Source organism: Pseudonocardia sp. EC080619-01, from assembly GCF_001420995.1.
Taxonomy (GTDB): Bacteria; Actinomycetota; Actinomycetes; order Mycobacteriales; family Pseudonocardiaceae; genus Pseudonocardia.
The window spans coordinates 2,520,541-2,544,272 of the sequence record NZ_CP012184.1 but is presented as its reverse complement, the minus strand read 5'-3'; the positions used below and the strand labels follow the sequence as shown (position 1 = coordinate 2,544,272).

The following is a 23,732-nucleotide window of genomic DNA, read 5'->3' as shown; positions in this document are numbered from 1 at the left end:
GGCGCCCTCAGCCGCCCTGACGCAGCTTCGACAGCATCTCGTTGTAGGCGCGCAGCTCGGCGTCGTCGTCCCGTTCGGCCTGCCGGTCCTTGCGGGCCGCCTCCCGGGAGTCGTCCCGGGACCACTGCACCACCAGCGTCACCATCACCAGCAGCATCGGGATCTCGCCGGTGGCCCAGGCGATGCCGCCGCCGACCTTCTGGTCGGCGAGCAGATCGATCCAGGGCAGCCCGACCTGGGCGTAGAAGTTGCGGCCGAGCACCTCCGACGAACTCATCACCGCGATCCCGAAGAACGCGTGGAACGGCATCGTCGCCAGCATCACGGCGAGCCTGCCCAGGTGCGGCAGCCGGTGCGGCGCCGAGTCGACGCCGATCAGCGGCCAGAAGAACAGGTACCCGACCAGCACGAAGTGCAGGTTCATCAGCTGGTGCGACCAGTGGAACCGCAGGGCGCCGTCGAACAGCGGGGTGAAGTACAGGACGTAGAACGAGCCGACGAACAGCACCGCGGCGCACGCCGGGTGGGTCAGCACCCGCGCGATCCGGGAGTGGACGCCGGCGAGCAGCCACTCCCGCGGGCCGGGCGGGTTGCCGCGGCCGGCCGGGCGCAGCACGCGCAGCGCCAGCGTGACCGCCCCGCCCAGGCTGAGCAGGATCGGCGCGAGCATGTTCAGCGTCATGTGGCTGATCATGTGGACGCTGAACATGGACGGTGAGTAGAAGCCCAGCCCGGACGACGTCGCCAGCAGCAGCGTCGCGCAGCCCAGCATCCACGCCCAGGTGCGCCCGACCGGCCAGCGCACGCCACGGCCGGCGAGCCGGTGCACGCCGATCGCGTACAGCACCGCCAGCAGCACCGCGCCGGTACCGAACAGCAGGTTCCAGCGCCAGTGGGTGAGCAGCGTCAGCGCGGTGAAGGGCTGCTCGATGTCCCAGCCGATCAGCGTCTCCAGCGCGGTCGCCCCGGCGCCGGTGAACCGCGGCGGGACGAGCCGGATGCCCGCGACCCCCAGCGTCGCCACCAGCGCGCCGAGCACCGCCCCGACCGGGAGCCACCGGCCCGTCGCGCGCCCGCCGGGGTCGTCGCGCAGGCCAGCCCCGATCAGGGCGGTGACGGGCATCAGCGCCACCAGCAGCAGCGCCACGACGACGGCGGTGCGCACGTACGCCGACCCGGACAGCGGGCCACCGGTCGTCACCACCAGCTGGAGGACGACCTCGCCCACCAGGTACACGACGCCCGTCACGAGCAGCAGGCCGCGGGCCCGCGCCCCGGTCCGCCCACCGAGCGCCCCACCGTGCGTGCGGTGCGCGACGAGCGCGGCCACGATGCCCAGCCAGGCGACACCCGCGACGGCGCGCAGCACGTTCGCGTCGCCGCTCCAGTCGTGCGCGGTGCCGGTCGCGGCCGGGTGCACCGCGGCCGGCAGCGCGACAGCGGCCGCGGCGATCGCGCCGAGCGCGGCGACCGCCTTCCAGCTCAGCGTCCAGGCGGCACCGGCGGTGACCAGCAGCAGGACGACACCGGCCAGCGCCCAGCCCAGCGGCTCCTCTAGCGTCGCGGCCGCGCCCAGCCAGCCGACCGGCCCGGCCGAGGCCAGCTCGGACGGCGCGGTGCCGATCATGTCGGCGACCGACAGCCAGGCGGCGCCGATCGCGAGCACCCCGGCGGCACCGGCGGCGAGGGTGCCGCGGCGGACCGCCCGGTAGCCGTGCACGTCGACGGTCCCGGACTCCTGCGGGGCCGCGAGCAGCCCGCCGACCAGCAGCGATCCGGCGGCCAGCGCCGTGGCGGCGACGGCGAGCACCTTCGCCGCGACCGTCGCGGCCTTCACCCCGGGGGCCGGGACGGGCAGGCCGCTCAGCTGCCAGAACCCGTCGTCGCCGAGGGACACGGCGACGGCGAGCCCGGCGCAGGCCGCGGCGAGGACGAGCGTCAGCGCGGTGAGCGACGACCGGCGGTCACGCCGGACCGGCGGGCCGACCGCAGGATCCGGGCCCGCTCCGTCCGGTCGCGGGCCGGCCCCGGTGGGGGTGGTCGGCTCCGTGCTCGCGCTCACCGAGGTCCTCCGCAGGTGTCACCGGCGAGCCGCGTCCTGAGCTGCGGCCCGCGCTCCACCCACGATGGTCCCCGATGCCCGCCGGTGCACGCCGCCCCGGGTCGGCACCGTCACGCCGCGCGGATCAGTTCCCTCCGCCGGTGAACCGTGACCACCAGCCCGAGACGGTGTCCCAGAAGCCCTGCGCGTCCTCCCCGATCTGACCGGGGTCCGGCAGGTTCGAGGGCAGCGACGGCAGCTCGGTGGGCAGGTTCGACGGCAGCGACGGCAGCTCGGTCGGCAGGTTCGACGGCAGCGACGGCAGCGGGAAGCCGTCCCCGCCGTCCTCCGACGTCGGCGCCTCGCTGGTCTGCTCGCTGCTCTCCGTCGTGGGGGGAGCGCTGGACTCCGTCGTCGGCGGGGCCTGGGTGTCCGAGCCGTCCCCGCCGAAGAGCAGGAACCCGATGAGCAGCACGAGGAGCGCGACGACGAACGCGCCGATCGCGATCCACTTCCCGGCCCCGGACGAGCCCAGGTCCCGCTGCTCGGGCTCCGGCTCGGGTTCCGGGGCCACCGGCGCCGGGGTGGGTCCGGCGAGCATCTCGGCGACCCGGTGGGCGTCCGGCCGCCGGCGCGGGTCGGTGGCGGTGGCCTCGGCGATCGTCGACCGCAGCGGGTCCGGGACGTCCGCGGGCACGACCGGGGCACGGTGCACCCGCTCCGCGGCGCCCTGCAGCCCCTCGCCCTGGTACTCCTGCCGCCCGGTCCAGGACTCCAGCAGCACCAGCCCGAGCGCGTAGACGTCGGTCGGCGGGCCGACCTCGCGGCCCTGCACCTGCTCCGGCGAGAGGTACGCCGGCGTCCCGATGATCTCCCCGGCCGCGGTGTGGCCGTCCGCACCCAGCAGCGCGGCGATGCCGAAGTCGGCCAGCCGGGCGCGGCCGTCGGAGTCGATCAGCACGTTGGACGGCTTCACGTCCCGGTGCGTCACGCCCTGGCCGTGGACGTAGGCGAGGGTCTGCGCGATCTCGGTGCCGATCCGGCGGATGTCGTCGGGCGGCAGGTCCTCGCGGGCGACGACGTCCTTGAGCGACGGCCCGTCGACGAGCTCCATCACCAGGTAGGCGCGGTCCGGCTCGACGGCGAAGTCGTGCACCGCGACCAGGCCGGGGTGCCGCAGGTTCGCCATGACCTGCGCCTCCTGCTCGAAGCGCTGGTCGGCGGTCGGGTCGTCGGCCGCACCGAAGATCTTGACGGCGACCGGCCGGTTGAGCCGGGTGTCGGTGGCGCGGTGGACGTCGGCCATGCCGCCCTGGCCGAGGAGGCCCTCCAGGCGGTAGCGCCCGCCGAGCAGCTCCGGCTCGGTGACGGGCGCGGGCATCATCCGCGTCGCGTCCGGGCGGTGCTGCCGGGGCGCGCCGTAGGCGGCGGTCGGGGGCGGGCCCATCCGGCGGGTGCCGTCGGGCGGCGGGCCGCCGTGCCGTGCCGTGGCCGGGTCACCGTGCCCGGGCGGGGGCGGACCGGGCGGAGGCGGCGGGCCGACCCGGCGGGTCGCGTCCGGCGGCGGCGTGCGTCGGGTGGGGTCCTGCGGTGCGCCCTGCGGCGGCGGTCCCGGCTGGTGCGGGCCCTGCTGCGGCGGCCCCTGCGGGGGCCGGCCCTGGGGCGGGTTCCCCTGCTGCGGGGGGCCCTGTGGTGGCGGGCCCGCCGGCGGTGGGGCGTTCCGCCGGGTGGCGGGGTCGTCGTCGGCACGGCGCGCGCCGTCCCGGCGGTGGTTCCCGGTCTGCCACGTCCCGGGCGCCGCCCGGCGGGTGCGGTCCGGATCGTCCCCGCGCTGCACGGGCCCTCCCGATGGTCGGTGTCGCGGCCCGGTCCGCGCCCGGCCGTCCGCCGCGTGGCGGAGAGTCGGCCGACCGTACCGTCACGCACCGCACCGGGGGCGGGTCGGCGCGCCACGATCGGCGCGATCACCCGTTGTGGAGCCTCGTGATCCCCTCCAGGACGTCCGCGAGCGGCCCGGGGTGCACCTGCGCCCCGATGTGCGTCGCGTCGAGGTCGTGCACGACGAACCGGTTGTCCGGGGTGAGGGCGTCCGCCTCGGCGATCCAGCGGTCCTGCAGCGCGACCGGCAGGGCGCGGTCGGCGGGGAGCCGGACGTAGTGCCGCGGGATCGTTCCCCAGGTGGCCGCGTCGGCGCGCACCAGGTCGTCGTCGACGAGGACCGACTCGTCCGGGTCCTGTGCGTGGAGGTAGGTGAGCAGCTCGTCGCGGGTCCCGTCGGCGAGCAGCGCGGCCTGCAGGGTGTCGAGCAGCGCGGGATCGGCGGTGCCCCAGTCGAACCGCAGCGCCCCGATCACGCCGGGATCGGCGACGATCAGCCCCGCGGTGTCGTGCAACAGGCTGTCCGCGTTCTCCGGGCTCGCGTGGTACTCGCCGGCGCCCGCAGCGACCGGGCAGTGCGCGGTGACGTAGACGAGCCGGTCCACCAGCTCCGGGTGCGCGTTGGCGACCGCATTCAGCGTGAGCCCGCCCCGGCTGATCCCCACGAGCACGACGGGCCCGTGCTCCCCCGCCCGCCGCAGCACACCCGCGACGGACGCGACGTCGTCGGCGGTCCCGACGCCGGCCATCCCGCTCGGCTCGGTCGCGGCGAGCGCGGCGTCGCGGCCGCCGAGCAGGCCGCGGGGGATGCGCGCACCCGGGCCGTGCCCGGGAAGGTCCACGGCGAGGGTGCGGACGCCGCGGAGCGCGAGCTCGCGGACGACCCCCGTCCACGACGACGAGTTGCACGCGGCGCCGTGGACGAGCACGACGGTCGGTCCACCGGTGGTCACGGCGGTGATCCTGCCGTACCCCGGTCTCAGCGGGCCGGCGCGGGGACCCGCAGGTCGGCGGCCGGGAAGGGCGGCCGGTCGTCGAACCGGACCGACAGCCGTCCGGCGGCCCGCCAGGCCCGCGCCGTGAGGTCGCGGTCCTCGTCGGTCACCAGGTTCCCCATCACCCGCAGCGCCACCGTCATCAGCGACCGGGAGCGCATGCCGACCGGCCCGGCCAGCGGGAGCAGCCGGGGGATCGTGATCAGCCCGGCGAGCCGGCGGGCGATGGAGAAGGCCAGGCCGTAGTGCGAGCGCAGGGTCGCGGGCCAGGCCCGGCCGAGATCGGCACCGGCGGCGAGCAGCTCGGCGACCAACCGGCCGGTCTCCAGGCCGTAGTCGATCCCCTCGCCGTTGAGCGGGTTCACGCAGCCCGCGGCGTCACCGATCAGCGCCCAGTTCGGACCGGCCACACCGGACACCGCACCACCCATCGGCAGCAGTGCCGAGCGGACCAGCTCGACCTTCGGGCCGAGCTCCCAGTCCGCGCGGCGGGCGCCGGCGTAGTGCTCGATGAGGCTGCGGAGCCGCAGGTTCGCCGGCCGCCGGTCGGTGGCGAGGGTGCCGACGCCGATGTTGACGCGGCCGTCGTTGAGCGGGAACAGCCAGCCGTAGCCGGCCAGGACCTCGTCGGCCTCGCCGCGGAGCTCCAGGTGCGAGCTGATCCACGGGTCGTCGTGCCGGCCGGAGGTGATGTAGCCGCGTGCGGCGACGCCGTACGCGGTGTCCTGGTGCCACTCGCGGCCGAGCACCCGGCCCAGGGTGGACCGCGCCCCGTCGGCGACGACGAGGCGCCGGCACCGGACGGACCGGCCGTCGTCGAACACGACGGTGTCGACCCGGTCGCCGGCGAACGTGACGTCGACGGCCTTGGCGCCCTCCATCGGCGTCGCGCCCGCGTCCAGCGCGGCCCGCCGGATCCCGGCGTCCAGCTCGGTCCGCGGGATCGCCGAACCGTGGGCCGGCAGCGACCCGCCCGGCCAGGGCAGCTCCAGGACCTGCCCGAACCCGTGTGCCCGCAGTCCCTGGTTCGTGCCGTGGGTGTCCACCCAGTCGCCGAGCCCGAGCCGGCCGAGCTCGGCGATCGCCCGCGGTGTCAATCCGTCGCCGCAGGCCTTGTCCCGGGGGAACGTGGCGGAGTCGGCGAGCACGACGTCGAGCCCGTGCCGGGCGGCCCAGGCCGCGGCCGCCGACCCGGCCGGCCCGGCCCCCACCACGAGGACGTCGGTGCTCTCCGGCGCGGCCGGGGCCGCGGCGTCGGGCGGGCTCGGCGACGAGGCGGGGGTGGTCATGCGACCAGTGTCGCAACCGCCCGGGCGGGCCCGCCGCCGAGCGTGCCCCCGGTCACGCCCGGGTGAGGTGCCAGAGGATGACGTCGTGGGCGTGCCGGGCCCGGTCGTCGCTCCGGAACGCGACCTCCCAGGTCTGCGCGCCGACCGTCACCGCGATCTCGCCCGCGCTCGCGAACCGGCCCAGCGCGTTCCGGTCGGTGACGAACGAGACGGCGCTGATCCGCGAGTACGGGATCGACGTGACCGCCGTCCGCTTGCCGGTGAACGAGTTGTCCTGCACCACCACCCGCAGGTCGGTGAGGCCGAGGAACCCGGTGCCGCCGGCCACCGCGTCGTACACCGCGAGGATCCGCTCGCCCTCCAGCAGACCGGCCGCGACCGTGTCGAGCTGGTTGCGCTCGTCGAAGACGGGTTCGCTCATGGCCCGATCCTGCCGGGCGCGGCGCGGTCCGCCCGCAGCCGGTGCGCGACGAGGGTCCGCACCAGCCACACCAGCGCGGAGACGGCGAACAGCGCGATCGTCAGCCACACCCACCGCATCCGGTAGGGCTCCTGGTCGAGCCCGGTCGCGGCGAGGTGGGTGGCGGTGCCCTGCCGGAGGATCCCGGGCAGGAACATCAGCAGCGCGAGCCCGGAGCCCAGCACCGGGACCCGGACGTGGTTGACCAGCGGCACCCGGGTCCGGGGCAGACCGAGCAGGAGCAGCCGGTCACCGGCCGCGTACAGCGGGAACAGCACCAGATCGTGCAGGACCAGCGCCCCGGCGAACCACAGTGCCGTGCGGAGCAGGGCGGGGGAGTCCCCGACGATCGCGTGCACCGCGTAGCCGGTGAGGGCGAGCGAGGCGACGACGGCGAGCAGCCGCACCAGCCATCCGGTGCCGCGCACCGCGCTGCCCAGGGCCCCACCACCGGACGGCGCGGTGCGGCCCGCCCGTCGCCGGTCCGCGCGGTGCTCACCCACGGCGGAACCGGATCGTCGCCACCCACTTGGTGTTGTGCACCCCGGGCAGCGCCGGGACGATCAGCCGCGCCGGGAAGCCGTGGTCGCGGGACAGGTCGGCCCCGTTCACGCGCAGCGCCAGCAGCGAGTCCCCGGCCAGCACCTGGGCCCGGCCGAGCTCGGACCGGGTGAAGGGGCCCGCCGCCTCGACGGAGCCGACCGTCGCGCCGCCGGGACCCGGGACGCCCGCCGCGCGGGCCAGGTCGGCCAGCCGCACCCCCGTCCAGGTCTGCAGCGTCGACCAGCCCTCGACACAGGCGATCGGCAGCTCGGCCGTGTGCTGCGGCAGCGCCAGGAGCGCGGCCCGGTCCAGCACGACGGGTGCGTCGCCACCGGTCAGCTCCAGGGCCCAGCCGTCACCGACGGCGTCCGGGGCGATGCCGGACGCGACGAACGTGCGGTTCACCGGGAAGTCGTTCGGCCCGCCGCGCTCGGTGGCGGCGGGATCGGTGGTGCGTCCGCGGGGCAGCAGCAGCGCCGTCGCGCGGAACCGGTCGGTGACCTGGCCGACGGTGAGCGCGGCGACGAACAGCATGCCCCCACCGGCCAGCGCCAGCGCCCCGCGACGGGACACGGTCGGCGGGTCGGGATCGGGCGCGACGAGCTCGTCCGGCCCCTCCTCCGGGCGGGTCGCGGCGAGCGGGGTCCGCAGCTCCGTGCGCAGCGACCGGGAGCGCAGCGACCGCACCACCGTGGGCAGCTTCAGCACGACGTGCAGCGCGAACGACGCCATGAACACCCACGCCGCGGCGTAGTGCCCGTCGTAGAAGGAGAAGCCGAAGACGTAGTCGTACTGGGTGTTGAGCAGCCCGGTGACGATCAGGAAGAGGATCGACCCGACCAGCGGGACGAGGGTCAGCCGTTCCAGCAGCCGCACCGGGTTCCGCGGCGGGGCGGTGAACAGCTTCGGGATCACCGACCACAGCTTGGCCAGCACCATCGGCACCAGCACGATCCCCAGCACGACGTGCAGGCCCTCGGTCAGCCGGAACAGCCACGACGGCGAGACCGGCCACTCCCACCAGGGCAGCTGCAGCCCGCCGACGGCGTCGGCGTCCGGGATCGCCTGGGAACGCCCGTAGGCGAGCCGGTCCAGCAGCCCGGTGAGCGCGACGACCGGCAGCCCCACCAGCAGCGGCAGGGCGAACATCGACGTCAGCCACGGTCCGCGGATCGGGCTCCGCCAGCGCAGCACCCGTCGGCTCACGGCCCGGTCAGCTCCAGGAACACCCGGTCACCGGGATGCCAGTCGGTGACCCGCAGCCCGGCGCGCCCGGCGGTGACGGACAGGGTCACGGCACCCTGCACGGCCCACGGGATCGGATCGCCGGCGCCGTCCGGGCAGGCCACCCGCGCGGTGCCGTGCCAGTCGTGGCCGGGCCGCGGATCGACCTCGACCAGGACGGTCCCGCCCGGGGCGAGGAGCCGTGCGGCGCGGGCCAGCAGCGCCGCGGGATCACCGCCGATGCCGACGTTGCCGTCGGCCAGCAGCACGTGCGCCCAGCCGCCCTCGCCGGGCAGCGGGCCGAAGAGATCGGTGTGGATCATCGGGACGCCGCGGTGCCGGCAGTGCCCCGCCGACACGGCCGACCCGTCGACGCCGATCGCGGCGATCCCGCGGGCGGCCAGCGCGACGAGCAGCCGGCCCGGCCCGCAGCCGAGGTCCACCGTGGGGCCGGTGCAGTGCCGCAGCAGCCAGGCGTCGCAGCCGGCGGCGGGCTCGGTCCACCGGCCGACGTCGAGCGGGATCTCGGTGCCGTCGTCGCAGATCAGCGACGACGGCGTCCCGGCCAGCGGGCGGTCGAACCCGGGCAGTCCTGCCCGGCGGGGCGGGGCCGTCACTCGAGCACCCCGGCGTGCCCGCCCGCGAGCACCCCCGCGAGCTCGTCGACGACCGCGGCGAACCGGCTGCCCGGGATCCCGCGGGCGACGTCGACGGCCTCGTCCGCGGTGTCCACGTCGGTCAGCGCGTCGACGACGGCGACCGTGAGGCCGGCGGCCCGCAGCGCGTCGAGGGTGCGGGCGCCGGTCTCCTCGCACGACATCGGGACCCCGTCCAGCAGGGCCGCCGCGGCCGGGTCGTGCAGGCCCAGGACCCACCAGCCGCCGTCGGTGGCGGGCCCGAGCACGGCGTCGACGCCGGGCTCGGCGAGCCGGTCCGCGCAGCGTGCGAGCAGCTCCGCCGACGCCTGCGGGGTGTCCATGCCGATCTGCAGCGTCGGGCGGCCCGGGTGCAGCGCGGCGGCGTCGGCGTGCGCGGCGGCGATCCGGGCGGCCAGGCCGTCCCCGCGCTGCTCGACGACGCCGACCCGGTCCAGGATGGCGCGCAGCCCGGCCGCCCCGACGGCGTCGGCGCGGGACCCGGTGATCGCGACGACGGTGTCGCCCGGGACACCGGCCGCGGCGTCGAGGGTGTCCAGCAGTGCCGCGGACGCGAGGGCCGCGGCCTGGTCCGGTGTCGCCGGTGGGCAGAGCCGGGTCTTGACCCGCCCCGGCACCGGCGCCTTGGCCAGCACGACCGTGGTGACCCGGGCGCTCATCGCAGCAACCGGATCATGTCGCGGCCGGCCCGTGCGGTGCCCTTCACCGAGCCGGACACCTTCGACCGGCCACCGGCCCGCCGTGAGTAGGCCACCGGGGTCTCGTCGAACCGCCAGCCGGCGCGGCCCGCCTTGAGCAGCAGTTCGAGGGGGTAGCCGAAGGCGCGGTCGGCGATGTCGAGATCGAGCAGCGCCTGCCGGCGGGCGACCCGGATCGGGGCGATGTCGTGCACCGGCACGCCCCGGCCGCGCAGCATCCCGGCGATCACGGAGTTGGCGGCGCGGGCATGCCAGGGCCAGACGCTCGCGGAGTCCGGCACCCGCCGCCCGACGGCGATGTCGGCACGGCCCGAGGCGACCGTCTCGGCCATCCCCGGGAGCGCGCCCGCGTCGAGCGAGCCGTCGCCGTCGAGGAACGCGACGAGCTCGCCGGTCGCCGCCTCCAGGCCGGCGTGGACGGCGGCGCCGTACCCGCGCCGTGGCTCGACGACGACCCGGGCGCCGTGGGCGCGCGCGACGTCCGCGGTGCCGTCCGTCGACCCGTTGTCGACGACGATCACCGGCCAGTCGTGCGGCATCCGGTCCAGGACGTGGGGCAGCGCCTCGGCCTCGTCCAGGCACGGGAGAACGATCTCCGGATACACGTCGCGATCTTCACCTCTCCGCCGCAGTTGTGCCCGCCGAACGGAAGGGTGTTCGGACACGAGGTGCCCCGCGGTTCGGTGAAAGATCTAGGTCGTCGCCCGGACGGGTGACCGCAGCGGATCGGTGGCGAACGCCGTGACCCCGTCGGCGAACGACGTGGCCGCTCGGAACCCGAGCCGCGACGCCGCGTACGACGGGTCGGCGACCACGTGCCGCACGTCGCCCGGCCGGGCCCCGCCGGTGATCTCCGGCGCCGGCCCGCCCATCGCCCTGGCGAGCTCCGCGGCGAGGTCGCCGATCGTGTGCGGCTCGACGGAGCACACGTTCGCCGCCCCGAACCCGGTCGGCTCGGGATCGGCGAGCAGCGCGGCCGCGTTGGCCGCCGCGACGTCGCTGACGTGCACGAAGTCCCGGCGCTGGCGCCCGTCCTCCATCACCCGCGGGGCCTCGCCGCGCTCCAGCGCGGACCGGAAGATCGAGGCGACCCCGGCGTACGGGGTGTCGCGGGGCATCCGGGGGCCGTAGACGTTGTGGTAGCGCAGCGACCACACGGTGCCGCCGGTCTGCCGGGCCCACGCCGACGCCAGGTGCTCCTGGGCGAGCTTGGTCGCGGCGTAGGTGCTGCGCGGGTCGACCGGGGCGCTCTCCGGGACCAGCCCGGGTTCGAGGTCCTTGCCGCACTCCGGGCAGCGCGGCTCGTACCGACCCGCGTCGATGTCGTCGAACGCGCGCGGTCCCGGTCGGACGACGCCGTGGTCCGGGCAGTCGTAGCGGCCCTCGCCGTAGACGACCATCGAGCCGGCGAGCACCAGCCGGTGCACCCCGGCCGCGTGCATCTGCGCCAGCAGCACCGCGGTGCCGAGGTCGTTGTGCGCGGCGTAGTCGGGAGCGTCCGACGGGTCGACGCCGTGCCCGACCATCGCCGCCTGGTGGCAGACCTCGTCCACCCCGGACAGCAGCCGCCGGACGAGGTCGGCGTCGCGGACGTCGCCGTGGACGAGCTCGTGGTCGCCGTCCGGCACGGCGCCGGGGCCGTGCGCCTGCGGGAGCAGCGCGTCGAGCAGGACGACGTCGTGGCCGTCGGCCGTGAGGCGGTCGGCGACGTGGGAGCCGATGAAACCGGCACCGCCGGTCAGGAGTACGCGCATCGTCCGGACGCTATGGGTCGACGGCGCCGCCCGCCCGCTGGGCCGGTCGTCCGGGGCCCTCCGGTGCCCGGTCCCGCTCGCCGGCCCACCGCTCGGCCGCGGCCAGTGCCAGGCCGAACAGGCCGGACCGGGCCTGCGCCGCCGTCGTCCAACCGCGGTGTTCCCACTCCGGGCCGGCCAGCGAGTCGGCGGCCAGGAACACCTGCCCGTACCCGACGCCGAGCCGGGCGGCCGCCGCGACCAGCGCGGACGCCTCCATGTCGACGACCGCGCACCCCTCCGCGCGGCGCCGCTCGATGCGCTGCGGGGTCTCCCGGTAGACGGCGTCGGTGGTCCAGCACCGGCCGACGGTCCGGGGGATGCCGGCGTCGTCGAGCACCCGCCCGAGGACCTCGATCCCGCCCGGATCGGCGTCGAGGGTCCGCGACGGCGGCTGGTAGTGGAACGAGGTGCCCTCGTCGCGCAGCACGCTGCCGAGGACGACGGCGTGCCCCAGGGTCAGCTCGTGCAGCAGCGCACCGGCACCACCGACGCCGACGACGGTGCGGACCCCGGCCGCCACCAGGTTCTCCAGGAACATCGCCGCGAGCGGTGCGCCGACACCCGGGTGCAGCACCGCGACCGGCCGCCCGCCGGGGCCGTGGGCGCGCCAGACCGGGGTCCGGCCCAGCTCGGTGCGCCACACGGTGAGCGCGCGGGCGTCCCCGGCCCCGATGTCGTCGACGACCTCGGGGAACCAGCACAGGACGGCGGTGTCGGGCATGTCCGCCGGGCGCCGCACCATGGCCGTCGCCCGGATGACGCCGTCGGCGTGCAGGTCGTCCTCGAACAGCGGCAGCGCGGTGTGATCCACGCCGACGATCCTGCCCGGACGGGGACGGATCGGCCGCCGCCCCCGTCTGCGGGGCGATCGGCAGTATCGTCGGGGAACGGTCCCGCACCCCGAGGGGCCGGGACGGTGGAGCGCGCATGCCCGGAGACTTCCGCGGCCCGCCCCCGCGCGGTGGTGGGCCACCGCCGGGCGGCCGGCCGCCGAGGCGCGGTGGCAGCCCGGGCTGGGCGAACCAGCCGGGTCGCGGCCCGCTGCCCGGGCACGGGGGCCGGCCGATGCCGCCGCCGTCGCCGCCGCAGCGCCCGGCGGACCCGCCGCCCGGACGCGGTGGCGGTCCGCTGCGCAGGCCGCCGCCCGGTCGCGGGTCGGGGAACCCGCCGCCGCGGGGCGCGGTCCCGCCCGGCGGCGCGATGCCGCGCCCGGCCGGTGCCGCCGGCGGTGGCGGTGGTCCCGCCGGCCCGCCGGTGCACCCGGCGTCGCAGGCCCCGCGGGACGGCCGGGTCACCAAGGGCCCGACGCTGCCCGACTGGCGGCGGGTGCGCGGCTCGATGCGTGGCCGCTGGAAGGCCGTGCTCGTCGTGCTGCTGGTCGCGTTCGTCGGGTTCGGCGTCTACCTGGACCAGAACATGACCCGGGTGGAGGCGCTGCCGTCGGAGTCGGAGGCGTCGTCGTCCGGGACGAACTACCTGATCGTCGGCTCGGACAGCCGCGACGGCCTCTCCGCCGAGGACGAGGAACGCCTCGCCACCGGCGACGCCGCGGGCCAGCGCACCGACACGATCATGCTGCTGCACACCGGCAGCTCGGGGAGCGTGCTGGTCTCGCTCCCGCGCGACTCCTACGTCCCGGTGCCGGGCCAGGGCCGGAACAAGATCAACGCGGCGTTCGCGATCGGCGGCCCGCAGCTGCTCGTGCAGACCGTCGAGGGCGCGACCGGGCTGCAGGTCGACCACTACGTCGAGGTCGGATTCGGCGGCTTCGTCGGCGCGGTCGACGCGGTCGGGGGGGTCGACATGTGCATCCCGCAGTCGATCGAGGACCCGAAGGCCGGCCTGGACATCCAGGAGGGCTGCCAGGAGCTCGACGGCGGCACCGCGCTCGGCTACGTCCGCACCCGGGCCACGGCGGGCTCGGACTTCAACCGGGTCCAGCGGCAGCGGGAGTTCCTCTCGGCGCTGCTGAGCAAGGCGACCAGCCCGCTCACGCTGATCAACCCGTTCCGGATGGTGCCGCTGGCGTCGGCGGTGACGGACACGATCACCGTCGACGACACCGACCACATCTGGCACCTGGCCGGCCTGGCCTGGGGGATGCGGGGCGTCTCGACCGGGGACGGCGTGCAGACGACGGTGCCGATCGGCGGCAGCAGCGGGTCGAACCTGCGCTGGGACCAGGAGCGGTCGGCGGCGCTGTTCGGGGCGTTGCAGCAGGACCAGGCGCCGCCGGAGTCGAGCTTCGGGCCCTGAGCGGCTCAGGCGGTCTTGCGGGTCGAGCGGCGCCGCGTGGTGGCCGGCTTCGTGCCGCCGCCCTCGGTGCCGGTCGCCGCGGTCTCCTTCTCCTCCGTGCTCTTCCGGGAGCGCGACCGGGTCGAGGACCCGGAGGACCCCGAGGACTTCGTGCCCGACGAGCTCCGCGATCCCGAGCCGGACGCCGCGGTCTCCTTCTTCCCGCCCGTGGACCCACCGGACTTCGTCCCTGCCGTCGTCCGTGCCGCGTCCACACTCGCCTGCAGGGCGGACAGCAGGTCGCTCATGGAGTCCGCGCCGTCGTCGGCGCGTTCGGCGGCCGGCGCGGGCCGGGCGTCGCCGTCGGACTTCTTGGCCTCGATGAGATCGACCATCGCGTCGCGGTACTCGTCGTGGAACTCGGACGCGTCGAAGTCCGCGCCCATGCTCTCGACCAGCGACGACGCCATCTGCAGCTCCTGCGGCCGCAGCTCCACGTCGCTCTCGAGGATGTCGAAGTCCGGCGTGCGCACCTCGTCCGGCCAGATCAGGGTCTGCAGGACGATCGCCTTGTCCCGCACCCGCAGCAACGCCAGCGTCTCGCGCTGCCGCAGCGCCACCTTCACCACGGCCGTGCGGTCGGTCTCGTTCAGTGCCTCGCGCAGCAGCGCGTAGGGCTTGGCGGCCTTGGTCTCCGGCTCCAGGTAGTAGCTCTTGTCGAACAGCATCGGGTCGATCTGCTCGTTCGGCACGAACTCGATCACGTCGATCTCGTGGCCGGTGGCGACCGGGAGGGAGGCGAGATCGTTCTCGTCGAGGGTGATCAGCTCACCCTCGGGCGTCTCGAAGCCCTTGACGATGTCGGCGTAGGAGACCTCCTCGCCGCACACCTCGCAGGTCCGCTTGTAGCGGATCCGGCCGCCGTCCTCACCGTGCACCTGGTGGAAGCGCACGTCGTGGTTGGAGGTGGCCGAGTAGACCTTGATCGGGACGCTGACCAGCCCGAACGACACGGCGCCGCTCCAGATCGCCCGCATGAGGTGTTCCCCCTCGGTACCGGTCGCGCGGCCACAGGACGTGGCGCGCCGGACATTCGGTGACAGCATGACGGTGTGTTGCCCATGCTCGCCACCCCCGGACCGCTCCCGACCGGTCCCGGCTGGTCGTTCGAGGTCAAGTGGGACGGCATGCGCGTGCTGGCATCGGTCACCGAGGGTGACGACGGCCGGGCACTCGTCCTGCGTACCCGTTCCGGCCGGGACGTCACGGCGAACTTCCCGGAACTCGCCGAGCTCGCCGGTGCGGCCCCCGACGTCGTGCTCGACGGGGAGGTCGTCCTGCTCGACGCCGGCGTCCCCAGCTTCGCCGCGCTCGCCCACCGCATGCAGGGCGTCGTCGGCGCCGCCGCCGCGGAGCGCCGCCCCGTCACCTTCATGGTGTTCGACGTTCTGCGGCTCTACGGGGTGTCGCTCCTCGACCGGCCGCTGTCCGAACGGCGGGCCACGCTGGAGCGGCTCGACCTGGGCGCGCTCGCGCACGTGGAGGCGTCGCCGCTGTACCCGGACGGGGCGTCGTTGCTGGCGGTGACCGCCGAGCGCGGGCTGGAGGGCGTTGTCGCGAAGAAGGAGTCGTCGGTGTACCGGCCGGGCCGGCGCAGCCCGGACTGGGTGAAGGTCGCGCACCGGCACTCGCAGAGCTGCGTGGTCGGCGGGCGGCGCCCGGAGAAGGGGAGCGGCAGCCGGATCGGGGCACTGCTGCTCGGCGTCTCCGGCCCGGACGGGCTGGAGTTCGCCGGGCGGGTCGGGTCCGGTCTCGCCGGTGACGCGGTGCAACAGCTCCTCACCGAGCGGCTCGGCCCGCTGACGGCGGAGTCGTCACCGTTCGCGCAGACCCTGCCCCGGCTCGACGCGGCCGGGGCCACCTGGTGCACGCCACGCGTCGTCGTGGAGGTCGCGCACCTCGGCTGGACGGCGGCCGGCCGGCTGCGCCAGCCGGTGTTCCGGGGGATCCGCGACGACGTCGACCCCACCGGGGTGCAACGGGAGCCGTGAGGATGACACGATCATCACTCTTCCGTGCACGCGGCGCGGCGTGCCGGACCTGGTCTGAGGCGATCCTCGAACGGTGGTGTGCATGGCGGTCATGCTGAGCTGGCGGTCCGGCCCGGAGGCCGGCGCCGCGACCGGGCTGGAGTCCGCCCGCATCACGGTGGCCGGTGGCGGTTTCCGCGCGGTCGGCCGGATGATCCGCGGCACGCCCGAGGGTGTGCTGACGGCGTCGTACCGGCTGGTCGTCGCCGGCGACGGGGCGCTGTCCCGGCTCGCGGTCGACGTCGCGACGGCCGAGGGCGAGCAGCAGCTCACGATCTCCCGCAGCACCGACGGCGTCTGGCTGGTCGACGACGGCTCCGGCGGCACCCGGGGTGCGTTCTCCGGCGCCCGCGACGTCGACCTCGCGTTCAGCCCCGTGTTCAACGCGCTGCCGATCCGCTGGCTCGGCCTGCACCGCGACCCGGCCGAACACGTCCTGCCGATGGTCTTCGTGGACCTGCCGACGCTCGCGGTGGAGGCCACCGAGCAGACCTACCGGACGGTGAGGTCGGCATCCGCGGCCGGGCCCGCCGTCGTCGGGTTCGCGGCCGGGGACGTCGCCGCCGACATGACCGTCGACGCCGACGGGTTCGTGCTCGACTACCCGGGCATCGCCACCCGGGTGGACCTCTAGGACTTCCAGGGCTCCACGACGTCGCCGCGGCGGCCCAGCTCGCGCAGCTCGGCGAACACGCCGTCGCCGTCGAGGGAGACCGGCAGCGCGAGCGGCTCGCGGGTGGCGGCCCAGCGCATCCGCGCCTCGTGCCCGGACCGCACGGTCGCCGCCAGCCCGCCGGTCGACGCCAGCGCGCCGCGCATCGCGCCGAGGCGGCCCAGCGCGTCGTCGACGGCGCCGAGCAGCGCGGCCCGGTTGCCCTCGCACATCGCGAGCACCAGCTCGGGCCGGGTGCCGGCGACCCGGGTGCCGTCGGCGAACGAGCTCGCGGACAGCGCCAGCGCGAGATCGTCGCCCTGCTCCCCGGCGCCGACCGACGCAAGCACCGCCGCGAACAGGTGCGGCAGGTGCGAGATCCGGGCGACGGCCGTGTCGTGCTCGTCGACCGCCGACGGCACGACCCGCGCCCCGCAGGCCCAGGCCAGCTCGGCGACGTCGCGCCACACGTCGACGTCGAGACCGTCGTCGGCGGCGACCACCCAGGCGGCGTCGCCGAACAGGTCCGGGTCCCCGGCGGCCCAGCCGGACTCGGCGGTGCCGGCCATCGGGTGCCCGCCGACGTAGCGGGCCTGCGGCGCGAACTCGGCGACGGCGTCGGCGACCGGGATCTTGACGCTCACCGCGTCGGTGAGCCGGCAGGCGGGGGCGACGGCGTCGATCCGCCGGAGCACCGGTTCCAGCGCCGTCAGCGGGACGGCGACGACGACCAGCGCATCGGAGTCGGCGGCCCGGGTCAGCGCGGCGTCGGTGTCGGTGGTGACGTCGAACCCGTCGGCGACGGCGGCCGCCGCGGTGGCGTCGGACGCGGCGGTCCCCCAGACCTCCCGCCCGGCACGGGCCGCGGCCCGCATCAGCGACCCGCCGATCAGTCCGGTCCCCAGCACGCACACCGCTCGCATGCGTCCGAAGGGTAGAGACCCGCCCGCAGCCCCCTCGATCACGCCCCGGACTCCAGGAACGCCGCACCGCGCGGCGAGATCCGGTAGCCGATCTCCAGGCTCTCGGTCAGCCCGAGGTCCTTGAGCTTGCGGACGTCGAGCTTGAACGGGTCCCGCTCCCGCCCGGCCCGCGCGGCGAGAGCGGCGGCGCGCTCCCCGGGGTGCGCCGCGACCAGCCGCAGCGTCGCCCGCGTCCACGGCCCGTGCCGCGACGCCCGGTCGAGCCGGTCCAGCCGCGCCGCGGTCGCGTCGAGGCCGTCCACGGACTCCCGCAGCGCGATCCGCGGATCCGCACCCGCCGCACGCAGCCGGATCCGCCAGACCGGGTCCTCGTCGCGCACCCCGTCGCCGGTCGCCGCACCCGGCGCGCGGGGTGCGGCACCAGGTGACGAGGTGCTCCGGGACCGGCGGAACGACCGCAGCACCTCGGCCGCGGACGCCGCACCGGCGGCGCGGGCGTCGTCGTCGGTGAGGGTCGCCGGATCGACCTGCTCGACCGCGACGATCTCCACGACGCCCGCCGCGGTCCGCAGCGTCGAGCCGGCTCGGACCCGCGGCCGTGCCCACCGGCGGTAGACGCGGTCCACCTCGCCCGCGGCGACCCCGCGCGCCACCGCGACCGGGAGGATCACCGCAGTGCCCCCTCGAGCGCGCGCCCCAGGTCCAGCAGGACGTCCTCGCCGACGGTGATCCCGGCGAGCTGGACGCCGGCCGGGAGCCCCGGCACCGGCACCGGCAGCGCCACCACCGGGCGGTCGGTGAGGTTGAACGGCACCGTCGCCTCGAGCAGCGAGAGCATGACCGACGCCCCCGCGGACTCCTCCTCGCCGATCGGTGTCGCCCGCAGCTTCGTGGTGGGGCAGAGGAGGACGTCGCAGGTCAGCCGGTCGAGGAACGCGGCGGAGAGCCGGGCGCGGTCCCGCCTCGCGTCGATGTAGTGATGGGCGGGGGCGTCGGCGGACCGGACGAACCGCGCGGCCGTCGCCGGCTGGTACTCGTCGCGGCGGGTGGCGTACCACCTCCGGTGCGTCGCGTACGCCTCCGCGCCGGTGATCGTCGCGTACGTCGCGGCCAGCTCCGCGACGTCGGGGGTGTCCTGGTCGGACACCGGGTGGCCGAGCGCGGCGAGCGCGTCCGCCGCACCCCGGACGGCGTCGGCGATCGCGGTGTCGTGCGGCCGCCACCAGGCACCGGTCGCGACGCCGATCCGCAGCCGACGGCCGTCGGCGGCCGGTCCCGCGGCACCCAGCGCGGCCCGGGCCGTCGCGAGCCCGGCCGCGTCGGCCGCGATCAGGCCGACGGTGTCGAACGACTCGGCCAGCGGGAACACCCCCGCGCCCGGGAGCGCGCCGCGCCGCGGCTTGAGCCCGGCGACGCCGCAGAGCGCGGCCGGGGTGCGGACGCTGGCCCCGGTGTCGGTCCCGACGGCCAGCGGCAGGTGCCCCGCGGCGACGGCCGCCGCGGACCCCGACGACGACCCGCCCGTCACCCGGGACAGGTCGTGCGGGTTGCGGGCCGGGCCGGTCGCCGCGACGTCGCCGACCGGCCCGTAGGCGAACTCGTGGGTGTGCAGCTTCCCGACGACGACCGCCCCGGCCGCCCGCAGCATCGCGACGACCGGTGCGTCGGCGCCCGCGGGCGGGGCGTCGGCGAGGATCCGGGACCCGCACCGGGTCGGCAGCCCCGCGACGTCGATCAGGTCCTTGATCCCGACCGCGACGCCGTGCAGCGGCCCGGCCCGCTCCCCGCGGGCGGACATCGCCGTCAGCTCGGCCGCGCGGGCCCGGGCGCGGTCGGCGTCGAGCTCGATCACGCAGTTGGTCTCGTCCCGTTCCAGCCGGGCGAGGACGTCGTCGACGTGCTCGGTGGGGGAGATCCCGCCGGTGTCCAGGGCTCGCAACAGTTCGGGGAGCGACAGCACGCGCTCAGCGTGCCGCCGCTCCCCGGGGAGGACAAGCGATCAGTGGACGGCGCGGGCGAGCTCCCGCGCCTCCTCCTCGCTGCCGGCGGACGGCTGCGACCCGCGCAGCGGCTTGCCGTTGGTCTCCGGCAGGAACCACAGCGTCACGACACCGACGACGCCGGCACCGATGAGGTAGTAGCCGGGCCACAGCAGGTCCCCGGTGGTCAGCACGAGTGCCGACATCACGAGCGACACGGTCCCGGCGAACGCCGAGACGAAGATGTTGAACGCGATCGACAGGCCGCCGTAGCGGATCTCGGTCGGGAACACCGCGGGCAGCGTCGACGGGGCCGCCGAGGAGAAGCAGATCAGCAGCCCGCCCATGAGCACGAGGCCGAGCAGCACCGAGGGCACCGAGCCGTTCTGCATCAGCAGGATCATCGGGATGCCCAGGATGATCAGTCCGCCGGCACCCGTCCACATGATCGGCTTGCGGCCGACCCGGTCCGAGAGCCGCCCGAGGAACGGGATGACCAGCACGGCGACCCACAGCACGGCGATCTGCAGCCAGGCCGAGGTCTGCGAGTCGATCGCGGTGCCGCCGTGTGCGGCGACGTCGTCCTCCAGGTAGGTCGGCATGTAGCTGGTGAGCATGTAGTTGGTGACGTTCCAGGCGACCACGATGCCGCCGACCATCACGAACGTCGGCAGGTACTTGGTGAAGATCAGCCGGAAGCCGTCCTTCACCTCGGTGCCCTCGCGCTCCTCCGACTGGGAGAGCAGCGTCTGGAACGCCGGGGTCTCCTCCAACCGCACCCGCAGGTAGACGCCGACGAGGCCGAGCGGCAGGGCCACGAAGAACGGGATCCGCCAGCCCCAGTCGGCCATGAACTCCTCGCTGAAGATCAGCGGGAGGACCGACGCGACGGTGGCGCCGAAGGCGTAGCCGACGAACGTGCCGAGCTCCAGGAAGCTGCCGAAGTACCCGCGCCGGCGGTCCGGGCTGTACTCGGCGATGAAGGTCATCGCGCCCGCGTACTCGCCGCCGGTGGAGAAACCCTGCACCACCCGGGCGCAGACCAGCAGGATCGGTGCCGCGATCCCGATCGTCTCGTAGGACGGGATGAGCCCCATCAGGAACGTCCCGAACGCCATCATGATCACCGTGATGGACAGGACCTTGGTCCGGCCGATGCGGTCACCGAGCGGTCCGAAGAACAACCCGCCCAGCGGGCGGAAGAAGAACGCGACGGCGAACGTCGCGAACACGGCGACCTGGGCGAGTGGCCCGGGCGGAAAGAACTGAGCCTCGATCGTCGTGGCCAGATAGCCGTACACACCGAAGTCGAACCATTCGGTGATGTTCCCGACCGCGGCGGCGGCGACCGCCCGCTTCATGGTGGCCGGGTCGGTCACGGTGACGCCCGGATGGCTCCCACCTGCTTGTTCGTCCACGTCCATCCCCCTGACGACATCTGCGGAGAACCGATGCTTACGTCACGTAACTGTCGGTTCGGCACGATGTGTCCGATTCTGTACCTACTTTTGTCCAACGCTAACCAACGAATCGGGGAACTGCTGGACGGAGCGGCTCGGAGATGTGGCATGAATCATCGGGCGACCGTTCCCCGCGGGGCGGACATCACCCGGGGGCCGGTGGGAGAATCCCTGGTGGGCGCAGTCAGCGTCGTCGTATCGCAAGCGCCGTCGTACCGCCCGGGTCATCCGGACCCGGTCACCGGACACGGCGCGTGCCACCGGTGAGGAGGAGCCGTCATGGCGACCGTTTTCATGTCGATCATCGCGAGCACGGGAGCAGGCCTGGCGGTCACCGCCGGCCTGGCCGCCTACGCCCAGCGCAACTGGAAGGGCTACGGCCGCGCGGCCGTCGCGGACGAGACCGCCTGAGAGACGTCGTGACCGTGGGGCGGGTCCTGCCGGACCCGCCCCACCGTCGTGTCCGGGATCAGGACAGGGCGGCCAGCGCCAGCCCGCTGAGGACCGCGACGCCGGACGGGAACGCGGCCTCGTCGAACACCACCCGGTTCGAGTGGTTCGGTGCGGCCTCGCCCGCCGCGACGCCCGGCGGCCGCGCCCCGAGGAAGGCGAGCGCGCCCGGGATGCGCTGCAGCACATAGGAGAAGTCCTCGGACCCCATGAGCGGGTCACGCATCGGGACGCAGGCGCGGGTGCCGAGCACCCGCCTGCTCACGTCGGCCAGCGACGCGGTCGCGGCCTCGTCGTTCACCGTCACCGGGTAGCCGGGGACGATCGTCACCTCCGCGGTGCAGCCGTGCGCGAGCGCGACGTGGCGGCAGTGCTCGCCGATCTCGCGGTGCAGCAGTGCCCGCACCGGCTCGGACAGGGTGCGCAGCGTCCCGGTCAGCTCGGCGGTCTCCGGGATGACGTTGTCCGTGGTGCCCGCCTGGATCCGGGCGACCGTCAGCACCGCCGCCTCCTGCGGCCCCACCCGCCGGGTGAGCACCGTCTGCAGCCCGCCGACCATCGCCGCGGCCGCCGGGACGGGATCACACGCGTCCTGCGGGGCCGACGCGTGCCCGCCCCGTCCGGTCACCCGGACCTCCACGACGTCGGCCGCGGCCATGATCGGGCCCGGCCGGTGGTGCAGCTCCCCGGCCGGCACGGTGGAGGAGATGTGCAGGGCGTAGGCCAGCTCGGGGCCGTCGTCCAGCAGCCCGTCGTCGATCATGTGCCGGGCCCCGTGGAACCCCTCCTCGCCCGGCTGGAACATCAGCAGCACCCGGCCCGCGATACGGTCCCGGTGGCCCGCGAGCAGGCGGGCCGCGGAGGCGAGCATCGCCGTGTGGGTGTCGTGCCCGCAGGCGTGCATCGCGCCGTCGGTCCGGGACGCGAACTCCAGCCCGGTGGCCTCCTGCAGGGGGAGCGCGTCCATGTCCCCGCGCAGCAGCACCGTCGGCCCCGGGCGATCGCCCTCCAGGACGGCGACGACCGAGCTGCACGACGTCCCCGTCCGGATTGTCAGCGGCAGGTCCCGCAGCGTCCGGAGCACGGCGTCGCGGGTGCGGGGCAGCTCCAGCCCGAGCTCCGGTGCAGCGTGCAGCTCCCGGCGCAGTGCGACGGTGCGCGGCTGGAGTGCGCGGGCGGCCGCGAGCAGGTCACCGGGCAGCCCGGCGACGGACGCGGGGGTGATCGGCACGGGGTTCGGCACCCACCGATCGTCGCCCACCACCGTCCGCCGGGCGACGGCGGCGCCGATGTGACCACGCATACCTGGTCGTGGCGTGGCTCACAGCGTCCATCGGACGTACCGTTGTCGTCGTGCCCACCCAGAGCGTCGAGGCCGCCCCGGACACCCGGGGCGCCGCCCTGCCCGGATTCGCGGTCGCCGCGATCCGCGAGGAGGGGCGGTGGCGCTGCGTCCGGCTCGACCAGGCCACCCTGGTCGATCTCGACGCGGCGATCACGGCCCTGCGCGCGCAGCGCTCCACCGGAGCCGTGCTGGGCCTGCTCGACGTCGACGACGAGTTCTTCGTCCTCCTGCGCCCGTCGCCGGGCGGGGTGCGGCTGCTGATCTCCGACGCCGTCGCGGCACTGGACTACGACGTCGCGGCCGACGTGCTGGACCTGCTCCGGGTCGAGCTCCCCCCGGACGACGACGCGCTGGACGACCCCTGGCCCGAGGGCGACCTCGGCATCGTGGCCGACCTCGGCCTGCCCGCCGACGAGCTGGAGATCCTGGTCGGCGACCTGGAGCTCTACCCCGACGAGCAGCTCGACACGATCGCCCGCCGCTGCGGCTTCGCCGCCCAGCTGGACGAGCTCGTCAACGCCTGAGTTGTATCGCGCCGCCGACGACCGTGCCCTCGGTCGCGCCCTCGAGGTCGCGCGCGGTGCCGCCGTGAGTGACGACGTGCCGATCGGTGCGGTCGTGCTCGACGCCGACGGCACCGAGCTCGCCGCCGCCTGTAACGCACGGGAGGCGCTCGGGGACCCCACCGCACACGCCGAGGTGCTGGCCCTGCGCGCCGCCGCCCGCGTCGTCGGCTCCTGGCGGCTCACCGGCACGACCCTCGCCGTGACCGTCGAGCCGTGCACGATGTGCGCCGGCGCGATCGGGCTCGCCCGGGTCGAGCGGGTCGTGTTCGGCGCATGGGAGCCGAAGACCGGGGCGGCCGGATCGCTGTGGGACGTGCTGCGCGACCGTCGGCTGAGCCACCGGCCGGAGGTCGTCGGCGGCGTCCGCGCTGGTGAGGCCGCCGCACTGCTCCAGGAGTTCTTCGGTCGCCCCCCGTCCGTCAGCGACGGGTAGCCGTCTTGTAGCCTTCTCG

At 75.5% G+C, this 23,732-nt stretch carries 24 protein-coding genes; 6 read left to right on the top strand and 18 right to left on the bottom strand.

What is annotated here, in order from left to right:
• Positions 1-7 precede the first annotated feature (7 nt).
• The 12 genes from AD017_RS11925 to AD017_RS11870 form a co-directional block, all read right to left on the bottom strand.
• On the bottom strand, positions 8-2,062 hold the full coding sequence (locus AD017_RS11925) for a cytochrome c oxidase assembly protein (RefSeq protein ID WP_082399193.1): 2,055 nt from the start codon (positions 2,060-2,062) through the stop codon (positions 8-10).
• Positions 2,063-2,186: 124 nt separating this feature from the next.
• Complete coding sequence (locus tag AD017_RS11920) at positions 2,187-3,878, bottom strand: serine/threonine-protein kinase (RefSeq protein WP_060574269.1); 1,692 nt, start codon at positions 3,876-3,878, stop codon at positions 2,187-2,189.
• A 127-nt stretch (positions 3,879-4,005) separates the two neighbouring features.
• Positions 4,006-4,872 (bottom strand): alpha/beta fold hydrolase, encoded by an 867-nt coding sequence (locus tag AD017_RS11915; RefSeq protein ID WP_060574268.1) that lies wholly within the window; start codon positions 4,870-4,872, stop codon positions 4,006-4,008.
• 26 nt (positions 4,873-4,898) lie between these two features.
• Positions 4,899-6,203, bottom strand: coding sequence for a geranylgeranyl reductase family protein (locus AD017_RS11910; RefSeq protein ID WP_060574267.1), 1,305 nt, complete (start codon positions 6,201-6,203; stop codon positions 4,899-4,901).
• 52 nt (positions 6,204-6,255) lie between these two features.
• On the bottom strand, positions 6,256-6,624 hold the full coding sequence (locus AD017_RS11905; protein ID WP_060574266.1) for a PH domain-containing protein: 369 nt from the start codon (positions 6,622-6,624) through the stop codon (positions 6,256-6,258).
• Positions 6,621-7,166, bottom strand: coding sequence for a hypothetical protein (locus tag AD017_RS11900; protein WP_145982730.1), 546 nt, complete (start codon positions 7,164-7,166; stop codon positions 6,621-6,623). The genes AD017_RS11905 and AD017_RS11900 overlap by 4 nt, the downstream gene beginning before the upstream one ends.
• On the bottom strand, positions 7,159-8,412 hold the full coding sequence (locus tag AD017_RS11895) for a molybdopterin-dependent oxidoreductase (RefSeq protein ID WP_060574265.1): 1,254 nt from the start codon (positions 8,410-8,412) through the stop codon (positions 7,159-7,161). The genes AD017_RS11900 and AD017_RS11895 overlap by 8 nt, the downstream gene beginning before the upstream one ends.
• On the bottom strand, positions 8,409-9,047 hold the full coding sequence (locus AD017_RS11890; RefSeq protein WP_227012727.1) for a methyltransferase domain-containing protein: 639 nt from the start codon (positions 9,045-9,047) through the stop codon (positions 8,409-8,411). The genes AD017_RS11895 and AD017_RS11890 overlap by 4 nt, the downstream gene beginning before the upstream one ends.
• The gene (locus AD017_RS11885) at positions 9,044-9,745 is read right to left on the bottom strand and encodes a DUF2064 domain-containing protein (RefSeq protein WP_060574264.1); all 702 of its coding nucleotides are present in this window, start codon (positions 9,743-9,745) and stop codon (positions 9,044-9,046) included. Before AD017_RS11885 ends, AD017_RS11890 begins: the two co-directional genes overlap by 4 nt.
• Positions 9,742-10,389 (bottom strand): glycosyltransferase family 2 protein, encoded by a 648-nt coding sequence (locus AD017_RS11880; RefSeq protein WP_010233054.1) that lies wholly within the window; start codon positions 10,387-10,389, stop codon positions 9,742-9,744. The genes AD017_RS11885 and AD017_RS11880 overlap by 4 nt, the downstream gene beginning before the upstream one ends.
• A gap of 87 nt (positions 10,390-10,476) precedes the next feature.
• A complete protein-coding gene (locus AD017_RS11875; protein WP_060574263.1) occupies positions 10,477-11,538 on the bottom strand; it encodes an NAD(P)-dependent oxidoreductase in 1,062 nt (353 codons plus the stop codon).
• Positions 11,539-11,548: 10 nt separating this feature from the next.
• The gene (locus AD017_RS11870; protein ID WP_060574262.1) at positions 11,549-12,391 is read right to left on the bottom strand and encodes a nucleoside phosphorylase; all 843 of its coding nucleotides are present in this window, start codon (positions 12,389-12,391) and stop codon (positions 11,549-11,551) included.
• A gap of 116 nt (positions 12,392-12,507) precedes the next feature.
• On the opposite strand from AD017_RS11870, the gene AD017_RS11865 reads away from it, so the two are divergent.
• A complete protein-coding gene (locus AD017_RS11865) occupies positions 12,508-13,836 on the top strand; it encodes an LCP family protein (RefSeq protein WP_082538246.1) in 1,329 nt (442 codons plus the stop codon).
• Between the two features lie 5 nt (positions 13,837-13,841).
• Here AD017_RS11865 and AD017_RS11860 read toward each other — a convergent pair whose 3' ends face one another.
• Positions 13,842-14,852, bottom strand: coding sequence for a Ku protein (locus AD017_RS11860; protein ID WP_060574261.1), 1,011 nt, complete (start codon positions 14,850-14,852; stop codon positions 13,842-13,844).
• An 84-nt stretch (positions 14,853-14,936) separates the two neighbouring features.
• Here AD017_RS11860 and ligD point away from each other — a divergent pair, with 84 nt between their 5' ends.
• Both ligD and AD017_RS11850 read left to right on the top strand, forming a co-directional pair.
• Positions 14,937-15,866 (top strand): non-homologous end-joining DNA ligase, encoded by a 930-nt coding sequence (gene ligD / locus AD017_RS11855; RefSeq protein WP_082539066.1) that lies wholly within the window; start codon positions 14,937-14,939, stop codon positions 15,864-15,866.
• An 82-nt stretch (positions 15,867-15,948) separates the two neighbouring features.
• Complete coding sequence (locus AD017_RS11850; RefSeq protein WP_060574259.1) at positions 15,949-16,539, top strand: putative glycolipid-binding domain-containing protein; 591 nt, start codon at positions 15,949-15,951, stop codon at positions 16,537-16,539.
• On the opposite strand, the gene AD017_RS11845 is transcribed toward AD017_RS11850, so the two are convergent.
• The 4 genes from AD017_RS11845 to AD017_RS11830 are packed head-to-tail and all read right to left on the bottom strand — an operon-like array spanning position 16,536 to position 20,883.
• Positions 16,536-17,480, bottom strand: a complete 945-nt coding sequence (locus AD017_RS11845) for a prephenate dehydrogenase (protein WP_060574258.1) — start codon at positions 17,478-17,480, stop codon at positions 16,536-16,538. The two genes, AD017_RS11850 and AD017_RS11845, sit on opposite strands and share 4 nt — an antisense overlap.
• Positions 17,481-17,518: 38 nt before the next feature.
• Positions 17,519-18,151 carry a hypothetical protein gene (locus AD017_RS11840; protein WP_060574257.1) on the bottom strand — a complete coding sequence of 211 codons (633 nt, stop codon included), beginning with the start codon at positions 18,149-18,151 and terminating at the stop codon, positions 17,519-17,521.
• Positions 18,148-19,440 (bottom strand): amidase, encoded by a 1,293-nt coding sequence (locus AD017_RS11835; RefSeq protein WP_060574256.1) that lies wholly within the window; start codon positions 19,438-19,440, stop codon positions 18,148-18,150. The genes AD017_RS11840 and AD017_RS11835 overlap by 4 nt, the downstream gene beginning before the upstream one ends.
• Before the next feature lie 39 nt (positions 19,441-19,479).
• Positions 19,480-20,883, bottom strand: coding sequence for an MFS transporter (locus AD017_RS11830; protein WP_060574255.1), 1,404 nt, complete (start codon positions 20,881-20,883; stop codon positions 19,480-19,482).
• Positions 20,884-21,198: 315 nt separating this feature from the next.
• Between AD017_RS11830 and AD017_RS37015 the strand changes: the two genes are divergently transcribed.
• Complete coding sequence (locus AD017_RS37015) at positions 21,199-21,330, top strand: hypothetical protein (protein WP_255356989.1); 132 nt, start codon at positions 21,199-21,201, stop codon at positions 21,328-21,330.
• A gap of 58 nt (positions 21,331-21,388) precedes the next feature.
• On the opposite strand, the gene AD017_RS11825 is transcribed toward AD017_RS37015, so the two are convergent.
• Positions 21,389-22,672, bottom strand: a complete 1,284-nt coding sequence (locus tag AD017_RS11825; RefSeq protein WP_227012726.1) for a M20 family metallopeptidase — start codon at positions 22,670-22,672, stop codon at positions 21,389-21,391.
• Positions 22,673-22,722: 50 nt separating this feature from the next.
• Between AD017_RS11825 and AD017_RS11820 the strand changes: the two genes are divergently transcribed.
• The gene (locus AD017_RS11820; protein ID WP_174521798.1) at positions 22,723-23,238 is read left to right on the top strand and encodes a tRNA adenosine deaminase-associated protein; all 516 of its coding nucleotides are present in this window, start codon (positions 22,723-22,725) and stop codon (positions 23,236-23,238) included.
• 1 nt (position 23,239) lies between these two features.
• The gene (locus AD017_RS11815; RefSeq protein ID WP_082399188.1) at positions 23,240-23,713 is read left to right on the top strand and encodes a nucleoside deaminase; all 474 of its coding nucleotides are present in this window, start codon (positions 23,240-23,242) and stop codon (positions 23,711-23,713) included.
• The last annotated feature ends 19 nt before the right edge of the window (positions 23,714-23,732 follow it).

Bases quoted from the DNA above. Each gene is read 5' to 3' on its own strand.
- AD017_RS11910 (WP_060574267.1), bottom strand. From the start codon at position 6,203: ATGACCACCCCCGCCTCGTCGCCGAGCCCGCCCGACGCCGCGGCCCCG.
- AD017_RS11905 (WP_060574266.1), bottom strand. From the start codon at position 6,624: ATGAGCGAACCCGTCTTCGACGAGCGCAACCAGCTCGACACGGTCGCG.
- AD017_RS11885 (WP_060574264.1), bottom strand. From the start codon at position 9,745: ATGAGCGCCCGGGTCACCACGGTCGTGCTGGCCAAGGCGCCGGTGCCG.
- AD017_RS11875 (WP_060574263.1), bottom strand. From the start codon at position 11,538: ATGCGCGTACTCCTGACCGGCGGTGCCGGTTTCATCGGCTCCCACGTC.
- AD017_RS11865 (WP_082538246.1), top strand. From the start codon at position 12,508: ATGCCCGGAGACTTCCGCGGCCCGCCCCCGCGCGGTGGTGGGCCACCG.
- AD017_RS11860 (WP_060574261.1), bottom strand. From the start codon at position 14,852: ATGCGGGCGATCTGGAGCGGCGCCGTGTCGTTCGGGCTGGTCAGCGTC.
- ligD (WP_082539066.1), top strand. From the start codon at position 14,937: ATGCTCGCCACCCCCGGACCGCTCCCGACCGGTCCCGGCTGGTCGTTC.
- AD017_RS11850 (WP_060574259.1), top strand. From the start codon at position 15,949: ATGGCGGTCATGCTGAGCTGGCGGTCCGGCCCGGAGGCCGGCGCCGCG.
- AD017_RS11845 (WP_060574258.1), bottom strand. From the start codon at position 17,480: ATGCGAGCGGTGTGCGTGCTGGGGACCGGACTGATCGGCGGGTCGCTG.
- AD017_RS11830 (WP_060574255.1), bottom strand. From the start codon at position 20,883: ATGGACGTGGACGAACAAGCAGGTGGGAGCCATCCGGGCGTCACCGTG.
- AD017_RS37015 (WP_255356989.1), top strand. From the start codon at position 21,199: ATGGCGACCGTTTTCATGTCGATCATCGCGAGCACGGGAGCAGGCCTG.
- AD017_RS11825 (WP_227012726.1), bottom strand. From the start codon at position 22,672: ATGCGTGGTCACATCGGCGCCGCCGTCGCCCGGCGGACGGTGGTGGGC.